This window comes from Pseudoalteromonas fuliginea, from assembly GCF_000690055.1.
Lineage (GTDB): Bacteria > Pseudomonadota > Gammaproteobacteria > Enterobacterales > Alteromonadaceae > Pseudoalteromonas > Pseudoalteromonas fuliginea.
Genome location: NZ_JJNZ01000004.1, coordinates 55,597 through 71,801 on the forward strand (window position 1 = coordinate 55,597; position 16,205 = coordinate 71,801).

13 protein-coding genes are annotated in these 16,205 nt (G+C 37.9%); all 13 read right to left on the bottom strand.

Annotated elements, in window-relative coordinates; all coding sequences use genetic code 11:
- Positions 1-130: 130 nt before the first annotated feature.
- The 13 genes from DC53_RS18880 to DC53_RS18820 all read right to left on the bottom strand — a co-directional run bounded on the left by DC53_RS18880 (position 131) and on the right by DC53_RS18820 (position 16,202).
- The gene (locus DC53_RS18880; RefSeq protein ID WP_033028383.1) at positions 131-2,452 is read right to left on the bottom strand and encodes an efflux RND transporter permease subunit; all 2,322 of its coding nucleotides are present in this window, start codon (positions 2,450-2,452) and stop codon (positions 131-133) included.
- Entirely contained in the window at positions 2,452-3,447 is a 996-nt protein-coding gene (locus tag DC53_RS18875; protein ID WP_033028384.1) for a WD40/YVTN/BNR-like repeat-containing protein, read from the bottom strand. Before DC53_RS18875 ends, DC53_RS18880 begins: the two co-directional genes overlap by 1 nt.
- Before the next feature lie 126 nt (positions 3,448-3,573).
- On the bottom strand, positions 3,574-4,938 hold the full coding sequence (locus tag DC53_RS18870; protein ID WP_033028385.1) for a DUF1329 domain-containing protein: 1,365 nt from the start codon (positions 4,936-4,938) through the stop codon (positions 3,574-3,576).
- Positions 4,939-4,951: 13 nt separating this feature from the next.
- Complete coding sequence (locus DC53_RS18865; RefSeq protein WP_008133684.1) at positions 4,952-7,051, bottom strand: DUF1302 domain-containing protein; 2,100 nt, start codon at positions 7,049-7,051, stop codon at positions 4,952-4,954.
- 252 nt (positions 7,052-7,303) lie between these two features.
- The gene (locus DC53_RS18860; protein ID WP_033028386.1) at positions 7,304-7,525 is read right to left on the bottom strand and encodes a DUF2835 family protein; all 222 of its coding nucleotides are present in this window, start codon (positions 7,523-7,525) and stop codon (positions 7,304-7,306) included.
- Complete coding sequence (gene pepN / locus DC53_RS18855) at positions 7,526-10,120, bottom strand: aminopeptidase N (protein ID WP_033028387.1); 2,595 nt, start codon at positions 10,118-10,120, stop codon at positions 7,526-7,528.
- A 46-nt stretch (positions 10,121-10,166) separates the two neighbouring features.
- Positions 10,167-11,630 carry a Na+/H+ antiporter NhaC gene (gene nhaC, locus DC53_RS18850; protein WP_198402991.1) on the bottom strand — a complete coding sequence of 488 codons (1,464 nt, stop codon included), beginning with the start codon at positions 11,628-11,630 and terminating at the stop codon, positions 10,167-10,169.
- 181 nt (positions 11,631-11,811) lie between these two features.
- Entirely contained in the window at positions 11,812-13,836 is a 2,025-nt protein-coding gene (gene prc, locus DC53_RS18845; RefSeq protein ID WP_033028389.1) for a carboxy terminal-processing peptidase, read from the bottom strand.
- Positions 13,837-13,861: 25 nt separating this feature from the next.
- The gene (gene proQ / locus DC53_RS18840; RefSeq protein ID WP_007375722.1) at positions 13,862-14,512 is read right to left on the bottom strand and encodes an RNA chaperone ProQ; all 651 of its coding nucleotides are present in this window, start codon (positions 14,510-14,512) and stop codon (positions 13,862-13,864) included.
- Between the two features lie 15 nt (positions 14,513-14,527).
- Positions 14,528-14,806, bottom strand: coding sequence for a hypothetical protein (locus tag DC53_RS18835; RefSeq protein ID WP_002961910.1), 279 nt, complete (start codon positions 14,804-14,806; stop codon positions 14,528-14,530).
- The gene (locus tag DC53_RS18830) at positions 14,806-15,264 is read right to left on the bottom strand and encodes a free L-methionine (R)-S-oxide reductase MsrC (RefSeq protein ID WP_007375721.1); all 459 of its coding nucleotides are present in this window, start codon (positions 15,262-15,264) and stop codon (positions 14,806-14,808) included. The genes DC53_RS18835 and DC53_RS18830 overlap by 1 nt, the downstream gene beginning before the upstream one ends.
- Before the next feature lie 128 nt (positions 15,265-15,392).
- Complete coding sequence (locus DC53_RS18825) at positions 15,393-15,773, bottom strand: hypothetical protein (RefSeq protein WP_007375720.1); 381 nt, start codon at positions 15,771-15,773, stop codon at positions 15,393-15,395.
- A gap of 180 nt (positions 15,774-15,953) precedes the next feature.
- Positions 15,954-16,202 (bottom strand): hypothetical protein, encoded by a 249-nt coding sequence (locus tag DC53_RS18820; protein ID WP_033028390.1) that lies wholly within the window; start codon positions 16,200-16,202, stop codon positions 15,954-15,956.
- Positions 16,203-16,205 lie beyond the last annotated feature (3 nt).

The window sequence follows — 16,205 nt, forward strand, 5'->3', positions numbered from 1 at the left end:
AACCCTTTTACAGCTAATAAACAGCCTTTTCGATGAAAACATTTTAAGCTTTTCAGCTATTTGGTCATCTATTCACAAATTATAGATATAAATGGCCATTACTGGCCATTAAGGAGCAAAATTATTCACTTTATTTCTTCTGGTCAGTCCAGAGTAAACTTCCAATCGCAGGTAATAACAGTACTGCACCTAACATATTTACTAAAAACATAAAGGTAAGCAGTATTCCCATGTCTACTTGAAATTTCAAATCAGAGAAAATCCATGTGCTAACACCAATTGCAAGCGTAATACCCGTAAATAACACGGCACTACCACGTTCAACCAATGCATTGCGATAAGCAACACTCAGTGGCACGTTTTGTTTAAGCTGCCCCATCATTGATGACAGGATATAGATGCCATAATCAACACCAATACCGACTCCTAAAGCAATCACCGGCAATGTAGAAACCGTTAAGCCTATTTCTAGTTGAACCATAAGTGCTTGAGCAAGTGTTGATACAATATAAAGTGGTAATACCACAGCAATCGTTGCTTTTACGCTTCTGAAACTTAATAAACATAAAATAATTACTGCACCATAAACGTATATCATCATTGGTATTTGTGCTTCAGATACTGACTCATTTGTTGCAGCCATTACCCCAACCGGCCCTGACGCTAATTTAAAGGCTAATTTATCAGTGCCCTCTTCTATTGAAAACTGTTTAACGTTTTCAATTACGCGGTCAATCGTTTGTGCTTTGTGATCATCTAAAAAGATAATAACAGGCATAACAGAACAATCACCATTGAGTAAACCCGTACTCGTTTCTACTCTTGAAGTGGATTGCACTAAACTAGCAGAATTTCGTGGAAGACTTTGCCACTTAAGGTTACCTTCGTTATAGCCTGCATTCACTGACTGCGCAACGGAACTCAAACTAACAACTGATTGCACGCCGGCTACATTTTCAACTTTATATTGAAAGCGACTAATACGCTCCATAACATCATGTTCAGTACACGCTGCAGGATAGGCCTCAACAATGACCTTTAAAATGTCAGATGAAATTGTATATTTATCTGATATTAAGAAAGTATCTTGATTATAGCGAGCGTCTTGATGAAGGGAAGGTGCTCCGGCATGTAAATCACCTATGCGCATTTTATCTGCTTGCCAATAGCCCAAAGCAAATAACACCAAAGTAAAGCCTATAATCATTTTAGCAACTTTAGGATCGGTTGCTTTAACGAGTATGTCACGAATCGCATCAAGCAGATTTGGTTTATCCGCATCACCTGATTGAATATGCACACTGCCTTCAAATTTCATGTAAGAAGCCCAAACAGGCAATAAAATTAAATTAGTAAATATAATAACCGCAACACCTAAACTGGCTGTTATTGCCAGCTCACGGATAATACCAATATCAATGGTCAATAATGTTAAAAAGCCAACAGTGTCTGATAAAAGTGCAATACCACCTGGAATAAGTAACGTTCTAAAACTTGATTGACAGCAAATCCTAGTACTTTTCCCTTCACCTACTTTTTTGCCTATTGCATTGATCATCTGCACACCATGACTTACGCCAATAGCGAAGACTAAAAATGGCACCAAAATAGACATAGGATCAAGGCCAAACCCTAAACTTGAAAGCAGGCCTAATTGCCAAATAACGGCAATAATAGAACACGCGATAGGCAAAATAGTTAGCTTTAAACTGCCACAAAATAGCCAAACCATAATAAAGGTAAAGGCGATAGCAATGGCAAAAAATACGACTACCCCTTTTGCGCCTTCAGCTATATCACCAGCCATTTTTGCAAAGCCAATAATATGAATACTTACTTTGTCTGTACTTAAAGGCTCTCTTAAATCACTTTCTAGCTTTTGTGCAAAAGCTAATGTGTCTAATTTTTGTTGTGTTTGAGGATCTGTTTCTAAAAGTTGAGCCGTTACCATCGCGCACGAATAATCGCTAGCAATCATACGCCCTACAACTTTTGCTTTTTCAATGTTTTCCTTTACTACACCTAAACCACGCGTATCTGCTTTAAAGTTTGCAGGAATAATTGGACCACCTGCAAAGCCATCTTCGACTACTTCAACAAAACGAGCGCTGGGGGAGAATATAGAATTTACTAATGGACGGTTTACTCCAGGTATAAAATAAAGCTGATCATGAACAGCTTTTAGCTGAGTAAAAAATTCTGGATTAAATATATTACCACTGTCGTCACAGACTGAAATAAGAATACTGTTTGCACCACCAAACTGCTTTTCATGCTTGGTATACACTTTCATATAATCGTGGTTTAACGGGATATTTTTATTAAACGATGCATCAAGTTGAATTTGCGTTGCTTTAAATACAAGTAAGCACGTTATGAGTGCAAAGCTTATAAGCATGATTAAGCGATGTCTAAAAATCGCTTTTTCTATTAAATCTAAAATCTTATGCATTAAGGGGTCAACTCCTTCACTTTAATGCCATCTTCTGTAGCCATGATTAGGTTATTATTTATAATCACACCATCAAGTATTGCTTTACCATCAGCGAGTTGCTCGTGAGTAAGTAACCCATCTTGTAAATGAAAAATAACTCCACTGTTGGCCAGCATTAACCATTGTTCATTGTTATAATTAATGATGCTGTTAACGGTTGAAGCATTTACATTTTCTAAATGCTGCCACTCTTGCTCCCCTCGTTGTTTCGTAAATACGTTACCGCGTAGACCTGCAACAACTTCTTGTTGTTCATCTGAATTAAACGCAAAAAAGGAACCGGGGTAAATTTCTTCTAAACGTTCCCAAGTAACACCATTGTCAGAACTTCTGGCCATTAACCCCATTTCACCAACGATTATTAATCCGTTAGTCGTTTTTTCTATACGATTAAAATGCGGTAAAATTGAAGCTGTTTCAGCCTCATAACCTTCAGGATCGTTTTCTTTTAAATCATTTAAATAATCGCGATCATCACTAAATAACAAAGAGTCTAAAAAACGCTTTTGCCAATGCTTTCCACCATCTGTTGTGTGGTAAAACATACCATATGCGCCAACGGCAAAGCCTTGTAAATCGTTTTCAAATAAAATATCTAAGCACGGTTTATCTAATTCAGGTTTTACTTGTTGTAATTGCCAATTAAGACCACCATCAGTGGTATTAATAATTGTTGCATCGTGGCCACACGCCCATCCATTATTTTCGTTACTAAAATCAACGGCAGTTAAGAGCACTTGAGTTGGAACTAGCTCAGCTTGTTGCCATGAATCACCCGATGTACTTTTAATAACAGTACCGTGTTTACCAACAGCAATTAAGCCATTACCCGTGTTAGTTATATCGGTGAGTAAGGTTTTAGCTGCATTTGTTGCACTGATTGCATAGTTAGGGGCTTCTTGTGCAACACTCGCACCGCTTATTATCAGGCTGGCATATACCAAATACTTCATAAATTTTAATCGCCTTGTACGAGAGAGTTGTTTGTCTTTTTACTAGGGAGTGCGTTGCGCGCTGTAAGACAAACGCGATGAGAAAGGAAAAGGCACTTAACATATTGTTAAGTGCCTAGTTTAATACTATCTACCTGCGCGACGTAAAGCACTTGAAGTAAATTCGTTATCGTTAAATGACTGTGAAAAATCGTACATTTTTTCTTGGTTATCTAAACCAATTGCTAAATAACGACGAGAGTTCAAATCATGGTAAACCTCAAGCGTACTCCACTGTGTAGGTACTTCGTAATAGTTAAGGCCATAAGCCATTGCTACACGATAAAGTTGGTCGCGGTTATCATAAATATCAGTGACCTGTACCTGCCAGCTATCTTCATCAATGTAAAATACACGTTTTTTATAAATATGGCGTGTATCATCTTTCAAGTTAGCTTCAACAACCCATACACGGTGCTTTTCGTAACGTGTATGTTCTGGGTTAATATGGCCAGGCATTAAAATATCATCGTACTCAAGTTTGTCACTATGTAGCTTATAGCTGTTATACGGTACGTATAATTCTTGCTTACCTTTTAACGTCCAATTGTAACGATTAGGCGAGCCATTAAACATATCAAAGTCATCGGTAGTACGTAAGCTATCCGCTGCAGTACCTGGTGCATCATATGCCACGTTAGGTGCGCGACGAACACGTCGTTGACCTGAGTTATACGTCCAAGCTTGGCGTGGTGTTAATATTTGGTCCATCGTTTCATGAACTAATAACGCTGTACCCGCTAAACGAGCAGGCTCTGTTACTTTTTGTTTAAACTTAAACAAAATGTTTGAGTCTTGTAGCTCAGCTGGTGTTGCGCTTGGGTCTGAATATTTAACTAATAATTGCTCATCAAAGCCAACATAATTGTAAGAACCTGATGCGGTTGGTGCAGCTTGTCCACCAAAACGCTCAATAGATTGGCCACGATAGCGCAATAAGTGATTCCAAATTGCCTCTAAACCAGTTTTAGGGATAGGGAAAGGGATACCAATTGCAGTATTTTTAATCCCGTTACCACCTTCAACTAGCTCTGCCGTTGCTGCAAATTTTTTCGTTGCATCATAAACAAATTGAGGATACGAAGCAGAACGACGTGTTTCGTATACTGGCATTTTGAACGTGTCTGGATACGCTTCAAATAAAGCAATTTGCCCGGGGCTTAAATTTGCTTTGTATTTTTCAATATTACTTTTATCAATAGTGAAAAGCACTTTATCTGTTGAAAACGGGTCAAGATGATGCATACCAGGTTCATAACCTGCTGGCGCAGATGTAATCCCGTTATTCCATGCAGGAATAGAACCATCAGCATTGGCTGATTTTTCTGCACCCATTGGCGTTAAATCTTGGCCTAAGTGAGCAACTTCATCAGCACTTAATTTGGCTAATGCCGCGCTGCTTGCAAACAAGCTACAAAAAGCAGTAGCAATGAGGGTAGGTTTTTTAATCATAGTAATGTTACCCCTAAATAGAATATTTTAAATTGAAAGAAACGTAATCGCGGTCTGAGAATGTATTAACACCACCGCCGCCCCAAAATGAGTTATAGCTCACATCAAGTGACCATGCATTTTGGTAATTAAAGTTCATGGTAGCACCTAAAGATTTACGGTCTTCAATAAACAAGAACATAGGATCTGGTGTATTACCATTTACGTCATGAGAGAAAACAAAACGTGGTGAAAAGTTAATACCATTGTAGAGATTAAAATAATCACCTTTAGCAATTAAGCGGTAACCCCAAGAAGAAGCGGTTGCAAAAGACTTTTCTTCAGCACCATTTGATAAACCAAGCTGTAGCGTTGAATAATCGGTAGTACCTGGACCCGTAATTGTTCCACTTCGGCCAGTGCCAGATACATTTAAGCGCATTTCATCGTATTCAGGCATATTGTGAATTTTTACAGCGCCCACTTCACCAACAACAGCCCAGCTATCAGCACCTAACGAAGGGCCAAATAAATGGGTCGCAGTGAACTGAATCTGTGATGTATCACGTTCAATATAACCTTGGGCAACTTCACCTGGGCCAACTGAGCTTATAGCATCACCAAAACTCATTTGCGAAATACCCGCAAAATCAGGACGAATACCCGCAACAGCTAACTGTTCAGGCATTGCTGTGTAGAGTAATTCTACGTCATCAATTTGCAGTGGTTCATCTTGACGAAAAGCAAATTCACCGGCAAAGGCTGTTTCGCCTATCGTGGTATTAAAACTTAAACCGTATAATTTGATATCTTCAGGGTAATCGTTTTCCGCTTTAGAGAAAGCAGTTAAATCAGCAACATTATCAGACGTAATTTCTGTTGTCATAATCATTGCTAAATCTTGTGCAATAGCTGCTTGAGTAAAGTTTGATACACGACCAGATATAAGCGGACGACGACTATGATAATTCACATGATACAGTGCAATTTCAGTATCATTAAATTCAGGCAAAAATACACCTAAACGTAAACCGTATTGGCCGCCATCTTCAGGTTCTGTTTTACCGTTACCGCCTTTACCTTTAAGTGCAACTTTAGTGGGGTAAGCAAGGTACATTTGAGCAAGTAAAGCACTGCCTTCAGCACTAGATGGATCAATCCCCTGTGCAGCTGCCGCTAAAGCAAAGTCAGATGTTAGGTTGTTTAGACTATCAGTTAAAAATGCAACATCAATATCAGGGTTAGATGTAAAACCTAACTGAACATTTTGCTGATAACCATTTTCTGCCGCAAAGTCATTAGTAGAAAAGTACGTACCTGCTGCAGGCAAACGCGTTTCTTGCCATTGATACTGATAAAAACCTTCAAGCGTAATATTGTCTGTTATACCCAATGAAGCCCATAACATGCCCACCGGAATAAATGCCTCTTTAAGCTCAGCACCAGGTGCTTTTAAACGATCTATATCTACAGGGTTTACATTAATACCATGAGATATAAGCGTACTTTCGCCCCAGTTAACAACTTGCTGACCTAAACGCACTGATAATGGGTTGTTACCGTCATTTAAATCAAAATCAGCCCAAACAAACGCATCTAATAAACGAATGTCGGCGCAGCTTTGTGCTTTAGTATCTTTATCGTCACATGGGTCAACACCTTGACCTGATGTAGGATTAGCATATGCATGATTGCCATCCATTAAGGCAAAATCATAAAAATACATAAAACGTGTAAACAAACCGTAGTTGTCTTTATTTATTGAAAGGTCGTGTGTACCTTTTAATAATTTAGAAAATGAATCACCACTATCGAAATTCAAATTACCCGCGTCACCATTATTTGAGTAAGAGCCTGGTTGAGCCCACACATCTTGAGATGAATAAACGGTATTACTTAACGCAGGATTGTAACCTGCCCAGTTAAACGCCGGGTTATTACTTTTACCAATTAAGCTAAAGTCTCGGTCTTCTACACGGACACTTTGCCCATATGAAAAGGTTGAATCGAAGGTAATATCAAACCCTCCGGCTTCAAATGTTGCAGCTTGTACATTAGCTGTTGATAAACCAAGGCTAGCGATTGCTAAACCTATAGCGATTTTATTTTTAACAAAAAGCGATCTTCTTATCATTTTTGGTTCCCCCCTGTCGCGGGTCATTTTGTGTGATCAAGTTATTGTTTTTAGTGTAATCGTAACGATAGAAGCGAAATGGATAAATTACAAATAGTCGCATTCAATCTGTTATATATTTTCATTCTGGTTGACGTTTACGTATTGGTAAGACGTCGTACCAGATAATTTATACACGTAATTTAACAATAGAACAAATTGAAATTAACAAAAAGAAAATATTTTATGATTTTATAACATAAAAACAGCGTACTAAGCCACTCGTTCAATACGAATAAATTTATTTTCAAGGGTTAATAACATTCTGAAACGCCCTCTTATACCTAAGCTAGTAATAAATGGCCTTAAGTGATTAGCAGAAAAACGCACTGTTTTCCCGCCATCTTCGACAACCTGCAATGAGCTAAAACGACCATGGTAGTAATCCATGCATTCGCTGTAGCTAAATCTTAAATTAAAATAATATTCGATCATTTACTTAAGTGCTTTTTCAACCTTTTCAAATAAATCGGCGCTTAACCCATCTAAATTAGCTAAACGTTCTAGTTGCAGTCTCATTGCTGTTGAACGTGTATTATCGTATCGCTTCCACGACATAAACGGCGTTAGCATACGAGATGCATTTTGAGGGTTTATAGCATTTAATTTAATGAGTAAATCACCTAAGAGCGCGTAACCTTTACCATCAAGGCGATGAAACTGAGACGTATTGAAATGGCTAAAGCTACCTACAAGTGCTCGTACACGATTGGGGTTTGAAAAATCAAAACACGGATGTTCGTAAAGCGCCTTAATATTATCAATTGCATTGTCACCAGTTTGCATCGCTTGCAAAGCAAACCATTTATCCATTACTAATACATCGTGACGCCATTGACTATCAAAGTAGTTTAACAATTCTTCACATAGCTCATGTGACGCTTTAACAGCGGCACTTAGTGCACCTAAAACATTCGTCATATTTTTTGAGCTTGCAGCATGTTTAATAAAATCAGCAGCGTGCGGGTCATTAGTTTTAGCAAGGTAATGAAGGCATAGCTGCTTTAAAGACCGAATTGCAACGGCGCTTGCATTTACACTGCCATCATCGATTAACGATTCAAAACACGTTATAAACTCGTTAGTTAACTCATCCGCTATTTGCCTTTCAAATTGCTCAGCAATATTGACTATTTCATCTACTGGAATTACTTCAAATTCAGCAGCCAACGTATCAAAACTTGGTAATTTTAATAGCTCTGCAATAAGCGCTAGATCGCCCTGTTTTTCATTAACTAATCCACGAAGCGCATTAATTATCTCATCACTAAGCCCAACACTTTCAACACTGTTTAGATTCGCTTTCATTGCTTTAATAAATAGCTGCTGCTGTGCATCCCAACGAGAAAAGTCACTGCGTGCGAAACGCATAATATGAAGTAGCTCATGTTCATCTGTCTCTTGGTTTAAAATACATGGAGCAGAAAAGTCTTCAAGTAATACTGCAACAGGTTTAGCAGTCATATTATCAAAGTGAAATGTCTGTGATGGTTGAGTTACATTTAGAACGTGGTTAACTTTTTCGCCTTGGTACTCAAGCTCAATACTTTGTCCATTTACATCTAACAGTTCAATTGCAAATGGAATGTGCAAAGGTGCATTACCTTGCTGGTTCAGCGGTGCAAATTGTTCAATTGTTAAACTGTATGTATTTGAATCCAGATCAAAGTTTTGAATAGCATTTAAACGAGATGTACCTGCTTGACTATACCAACGTTTAAACTGATCTAAGTTAACGCCTGATGCGTCGCTCATTGCACTTACAAAATCATCACAAGTAACAGCTTGTCCGTCATGGCGCTCAAAATAGAGTGCCATACCTTTTTGAAAGTTTGGCTCGCCTAATAATGTATGCATCATTCGGATTACTTCGGCGCCTTTATCGTACACAGTAACCGTGTAAAAGTTATTCATTTCAATAACTTTTTCTGGACGAATAGGATGAGCCATAGGGCCAGCATCTTCGCTAAACTGGTGTGTGCGCATTACTTTTACAGCGTCAATTCGATTAAGCGCACGAGAGCCTAAGTCACTACTAAACTCTTGATCCCTAAATACAGTTAAACCTTCTTTAAGCGATAACTGAAACCAATCTCTGCACGTTACTCGATTACCTGTCCAGTTATGGAAATACTCATGCCCTACTATAGATTCAATCGTATGATAGTCTTTATCTGTCGCTGTTTCTTGGTTGGCTAAAACACATTTACTATTAAATATGTTTAAACCTTTATTTTCCATTGCACCCATGTTGAAAAAATCAACGGCTACAATCATATAAATATCTAGGTCATATTCTAAATTAAAACGCGCTTCATCCCACTGCATTGCTTTTTTAAGTGAGGCAATAGCATGTGGTGTTTTAGATAAATTACCTTTATCTACAAATAGAGCAAGTTCAACATTTTTACCGCTTTGAGTAATATAGTTGTCTTTTAATACATCAAAATCACCTGCAACCAAAGCAAACAAATAACTTGGCTTTTTAAACGGGTCTTGCCATTTAGCAAAATGACGCCCATCTTGAGTTTCACCACTGTCTACTTGATTACCATTAGATAGGAGCTGAGAAAATTTTATATCTGCAATTACGATCACATCAAATGTAGATAAAACATCGGGGCGATCCATGTAATAGGTTATTTTTCTAAACCCCTGCGCCTCACATTGCGTGCAATACGCACCACCTGATAAATATAAACCTTCTAGTGAAGTATTAGTCTCAGGTGATATCTCGGTGACAATACTTAATTGGCAACTATCCGGTAGATTATTAATTATTAGTTGCTCGCCAATAATTTCATAATCCGTTATATCAACAGTATCAATTGATAAAGAGAGCAGGCGTAAATCAATACCATCAAGCACTAAGGGTGCTTTGTTATCACCTACTCGTGTAAGTGTTAATAAGGAACTTACCTTCGTTGTTAATGGCTGTAAGTCAAATGTTAGCTCAGTGTGGTCAATTAAAAAGTCTGGGGCTTTGTAGTCTTTAAGATATTGTGCTTGAGGTTTACTTGATTCAGTCATAGATGCTCCAAAACAGCTCTTTTAAATTTAAAAGAGCTGTTTAAAATTAGGCCGATTGTTTTGGTTTGATACGTAAAATTTTAATACCTAAATAGGCATAAACAACCGCTAATACAGGGTTAATTAAATTAAAGAAAGCGTACAGTGCATAGTCAAACGGATTTATGAGTAAAACGCTTTGCATGTAAGCGCCACAAGTGTTCCACGGAATTAGTGGGCTGGTAATTGTACCGCCATCTTCCAATGTACGAGATAAGTTAACAGGCTTCAAACCACGTTTTTTATATTCATCTTTAAACATACGACCGGGTACAACAATAGCAATATATTGATCAGCAGCTATCACGTTAGTACCAATACACGTTGCTATTGTTGCCGCAATTAACGATCCCGTACTTTTAGCTATTTTAAGAATACTTTTAACAAAAATATCAAGAAGACCTGTTTTTTCCATGATAGCGCCAAACATAAGTGCGGTCATAATAAGCCAGGTCGTTGTAAGCATTCCAGCCATACCACCACCACTAAGTAGCGAATCCATTTTATCATCGCCGGTGTTTATGCTAAAACCGTCAAAAAAAGTGGTCCAAACAAGCTTAAAGTAGCCTACTAACTGTCCTTGAGAGACATCAATTTGGCTAGCAATTAAATCAGATTGAAACAACATGGCCCAAACAGCGCCCACAACAGCACCAATAGAGATAGCAGGAAAGGCTGGCATTTTTTTAATTGCTAAAACTAACAATACAATTAGTGGTATTAGCATTTCAAAACCAATATTAAAATTTTGTTGTAAAATAGCTGTAATTTCGTCAATACGCCCGGCTTCACTTGAAGCCGTTGCATTAAAACCCATAAATATAAATATAATCAATGCAATAACAAAGCTAGGTACTGTCGTCCATAACATATGTTGGATATGCTCAAATAAATCAGCCCCAACAACTGCAGGTGCAAGATTTGTAGTTTCTGACAGTGGGCTTAACTTATCACCAAAGTACGCGCCCGATATAACCGCGCCGGCTGTTACTGTTTGTTCAAGCCCAAGACCGGTTGCTACGCCAAGTAAAGCAACACCTATTGTTGCAGCCGTAGTCCACGAACTACCAATACTCATTGCAACAATGCCACAAATTAAGCAGCTAGCTGCATAAAACCAGCTCGGATTGATAACCTGTAAGCCATAATAAATTAAGGTCGGTACAGTTCCTGATAGTAACCAAGTACCAATTAATGCACCTACCATGAGTAAAATTAGAATAGCACCAAGTGAAAGCGTTATGCCTTCAATCATTGCTTGCTCTAACTTTTTCCATGTATAACCATTTTTAAGACCAATTAAAGCAGCTGCAAAAGTTGCGAACAAAAGTGCAATCTGGTTAGGACCTGATGAAGAATTATCACCAAATAAGTATACGGCAGCGCCGAGTAGGCAAATTAATACAGAGATAGGAACTAATGCATCAAAAAACGAGGCAGGCTTGATTGGTTTATCTTCCAATGGCTTCAAAGTAGAGACTCCTACACACACTCAATGTGTGTTTAATTATTATTTTTAGCACGTAAGGCGCATTAATTGAACTTTAATGATCTAGCTCAACTTTATGTAATGGGAGATTATAACAATTTAGTAAATTATAGGTAGCAAAAAAGGCGCAAAAGCGCCTTTTTTATAGAGGTAAAACCAGGGGTTACTTCTTAGCTATGCGACCATAGTTAATATAATCTTGGGTAATTAAAGCGGCTTCTTCTAAAAATGGGTCAAGCTCTTCAATAACCTCAGGTAAATCATCTAAGTTTTCTACCGGATCTTTACCTAAACGCTTAAGACGTTCATTAGTACGTACAAGTGCACGTGCCTCACCTTCGTCTTTTTCTTTAATGCGGTCTGCTTCAACTAAAGAGATCGTTTTACGATCTTTCTCTTTGTTGTATAAGGCAATATCATTAAATACATAACCAAACTCAGGTTCTGATTTAATTCGTACCTCATGTTGCTTCTCAAGATAGGTAATAACTGGCGTTAAATTACCAAGTTTTTTATATTTCGCTTTAACAATGCTATCCCAAGGCAGTGCATTGTCTTGTTTACTTTCGCCCCATTCTGCAGGATCGATTGCTGATGGAAACGAGATGTCTGGAATCACACCTTTGTGTTGCGTACTACCACCATTGATGCGGTAAAATTTAGCAATTGTATATTGCACGCTACCCAATGCATTATCATACAAGTCATAAGCACGGCCTAAGCCTTTGTGCTGTTGAACCGTGCCTTTACCAAAGGTTTGCTCACCAATAATAACTGCGCGGCCATAATCTTGCATTGCCGCTGCAAATATTTCTGATGCTGACGCACTGTATCTATCAACTAATACCGTAAGTGGACCATCATAATAGGTAATGCCATCGCGGTCTCTTTGTTCTTCGATACGGTTATTTAAAGTGTGTATTTGAACAACAGGTCCTTGGTCAAAAAACAATCCCGAAAGTTGGGTAGCTTCATATAATGAACCACCACCGTTTTGGCGTAGGTCAATAATAATCCCATCAACCTTTTGCTCTTTAAGCTTAGCAAGTTCAACTTTTACATCTTTCGAAAGATTATTGTAAAAGCCAGGGATTTCAATCACACCCACTTTGCTTGTTAAATCTGAATATTTAGCTTCAAAAACTTCTGATTTAGCGGCTCTGTCTTCCAATCTGATTTTATCACGGGTAATTTCAACAACTTTTGGTGTGCCGTGAGCATCAGCGCCTTTTAAATACTGAAGACGTACTTTAGTACCTTTAGGGCCTTTAATTAAATCAACAACGTCATCTAAGCGCCAGCCAATAACATCAACAAATTCTTCACCATCTTGAGCAACACCAATGATTCTGTCATCGGCTTTAATTTGCTCTGTTTTATCCGCAGGACCACCAGGTACTAAACTGCGAATAACTGTGTAATCTTCATCTGGACTCAATACTGCACCTATGCCCTCGAGCTCTAGGTCCATATCCATTTTAAATTGTTCAGCACGACGCGGCGATAAATAAGACGTATGCGCCTCAATACTGCGTGCTAAAGAATTTAATACTAATTGAAATGCATCTTCTGGATTTGATTGCACTAAACGCTTTTCTGCATTTTTATAGCGTTTGGTCAGCACTTCTTTAATGCCTTCCCAATCTTTACCTGTCATTTTTAAACGCAGTGCATCGTACTTAACACGTTCGCGCCAAATTTCATCAAGCTCGGCTTGAGATACAGGCCACGCAGCATCTTCACGATCAAAAAAGTATTCATCTTCTTTATCAAAGGTCATTTCTTTTTCAAGTAATGCCAGGGAATACTCGTAACGTTCAAAACGGCGTTTAAGGCTTAAATTAAAGATATCAAATGTGAAACCCAATTTGCCAGTAGTTATAGCGTTATCAAAGTCATCGCGGTATTGGTCAAAAGAAGCAATATCGCTTGCTAAAAATACGCTTTTATTAAAATCAAGGGATTCGATATAACGATCGTACACTTTACTAGAAAGCTCATCGTTAAATCGAACCGGGATATAGTGTGAACGAGTAAATAAGCTAGCCACGCGTTTGCTGGCAGTACCATGTTGACTTTCTTGCTTGAGCAGTGGTAAATCGTCAATAGTGACGGCTTCTACAGCAGCAAATAATGAACCTGAAAACAGGGCAGCAACTAACGGAATGAGCGTAAACTTTTTACTCATACAAACTCCTTAATTTATTTACAGTTTAAACGATGTATAAACTGTCAGCTTTGGTTTTAACTTGCATGCCTGTCACTAATTCAACATGAACGTCATCTTTGTTCACTTCAGTGATTACTGCATTTACAAGTGCTTGGCCAAGTTTAACCTTAACCTTATTATTAACCTTGACCTCAGTAGCTGGTAAAGGTTCAATTTTTCCTGAACGTTTAGCAGGAGCTGCTTTGGCAGGTTTATTAGCTGCAGAAGCGTTTTTATCACCTGTTTTACTAGCATGCGCTGGTTTTTTCTTAAAAGATTTAGAATCTGAGTCTTGGCGTGGACGTTGTTGTTTTTTACGTTTTGCCATTTTAGCGCGGCTTTCTTCCAATGCTTTTTGTGCATGGTCGATATGCTCTTGCTCAACTTTTTCACCTTGATTACCATCAAGATCAATACGAAACTCTGACTTAGTTACCGCTTCTAAATAACGCCAGTTAGACGTGTATTTTCTGAGCGCTTGACGAACTTGAGTCTTGCTTACTTTGTCAGAGCCTTCAATACGCTCAGCGATATCTTTGAAAATACCTACTTTAAGCGGCTTGATGCCATCTTTTTGTTTAAAACATTGTGGGAATTCTTGATACAAAAATTCCAATACTTCGTTAATATCTTTTAGCTTGTTTGTGGTTTCCATTTTAGAACCTATTTTTCACATCTTTTCATCAAGGGACGAATCGACGTAGTGTGTTACCCAGTCGACCAGCTCTTCAAAGTCGGCTTCTATTACAGCCATATCGCCTCGAAGGTGTTCCCAAATACCATTAATCGTTTCATCAATAAATTCACATTCAGAATCGTCCGGAAGACGATCCCAGGCAATATGAATCAAATCATTGAGCGTTTCCGCTACATGTTCTTCTTCGCCTTCCCAGTCGCCAACATCTTGCACAGCAAACAGGTAGTCTTGAACATTTAGCAAATCTTTCATTACAGGCTCGCCTCTAAGCATTTCACTAGCGCTTCAAGTCCGGCTTTATCGTCAGTATCAAATCGACCAACACTTGGACTATCGATATCAAGAACAGCAAATACTTTACCATTTTTCAAGATAGGTACAACAATCTCAGAATTTGACGCCGCATCACAGGCAATATGACCGTCAAAAGCGTGAACATCTTCAACTAATTGTGTTTCTGCGGTTGCCGCAGCAGTTCCACATACTCCTTTTCCTACTGGAATACGAATGCATGCAGGATTACCTTGAAACGGGCCTAGTACTAATTCAGTAGGAGAATCCATAAAGTAAAAACCCGCCCAATTCACATCTTCTAAAGAGGTAAATAATAACGCGCTTATATTTGCCAAATTGGCAATTACATTAGATTCACCAGCTATTAGTGATTCAGTTTGCTTAACTAATGACTGGTAAAAATCGTACTTTTGCATACCAAACTACTTCTTATTAAACAGACAGTAGCTAAAGGTACTCTTTGTCGTTAAAAATTGGAACCTTTAAAGGGTAAAAAAAAGGAAATTGCGCTGTTTATCAGCGCGCTTGGTCAATAATTCTGCGATTATTTTTTTGCACAATTACGAAGGCCAAATAAAAATAGTCCTGCGGCGAATCCAGACATCACACTATTAATTAAAAATATCTCGCCTGTTGAAGCACTTAATAGATAACTAAAAATAGCCCCACCTAATAACCCAAGTGTTAAAACACCTGAATAATTAACTTTTGAATACTTAAACATGAGTAAATAACCCGGCACAACAAAAGCCGCCATTGTTAAACCTACAATATGTGCATTTGATATGGCTGTCATCAATAGTTGAAAGAACACTGATAGGAAATCACCCTGCAACGCTAGTGCATAATACAAACCTAATAAACTGCCAACAATCACCGGGGACAATAATGAAAGCGCGACGCTTTTTGCAAGTTGATGTTTCATCTAATAATCCTTAATACAGCGTATAAAATTTAATGTATTAAGCATGCACCAAGATCTAAAGCTTAGAAATAGAGACTATGGTCGTAACTTATGATGATAAAACATACAACATATAAGCTAGGTAATTTAATAAAGTAATAAAAGCCCAGTTTTTAAAAGAAATAACAAATAGCTCAGTAGTTACAACTGAGCTATTTGTTGTGATAAATCGATATTTTTATTTATCGCCAACTCTTCAAGCACTATGACTCTTTCAACTAAAACGTCTAACTTTCTTTGCAGCATAACAATCGTATTTTTCTGATTTTTATCTTGTAATAAAAGTGACTTTTCTTTAGTAGTCGTTTTATAGGTAAAGTAATTTTTAATTAGCACTAAAAGTAAAAAAGGCGACAAAAAAATCATTATAATTAAAAATAATTCAAACATTAT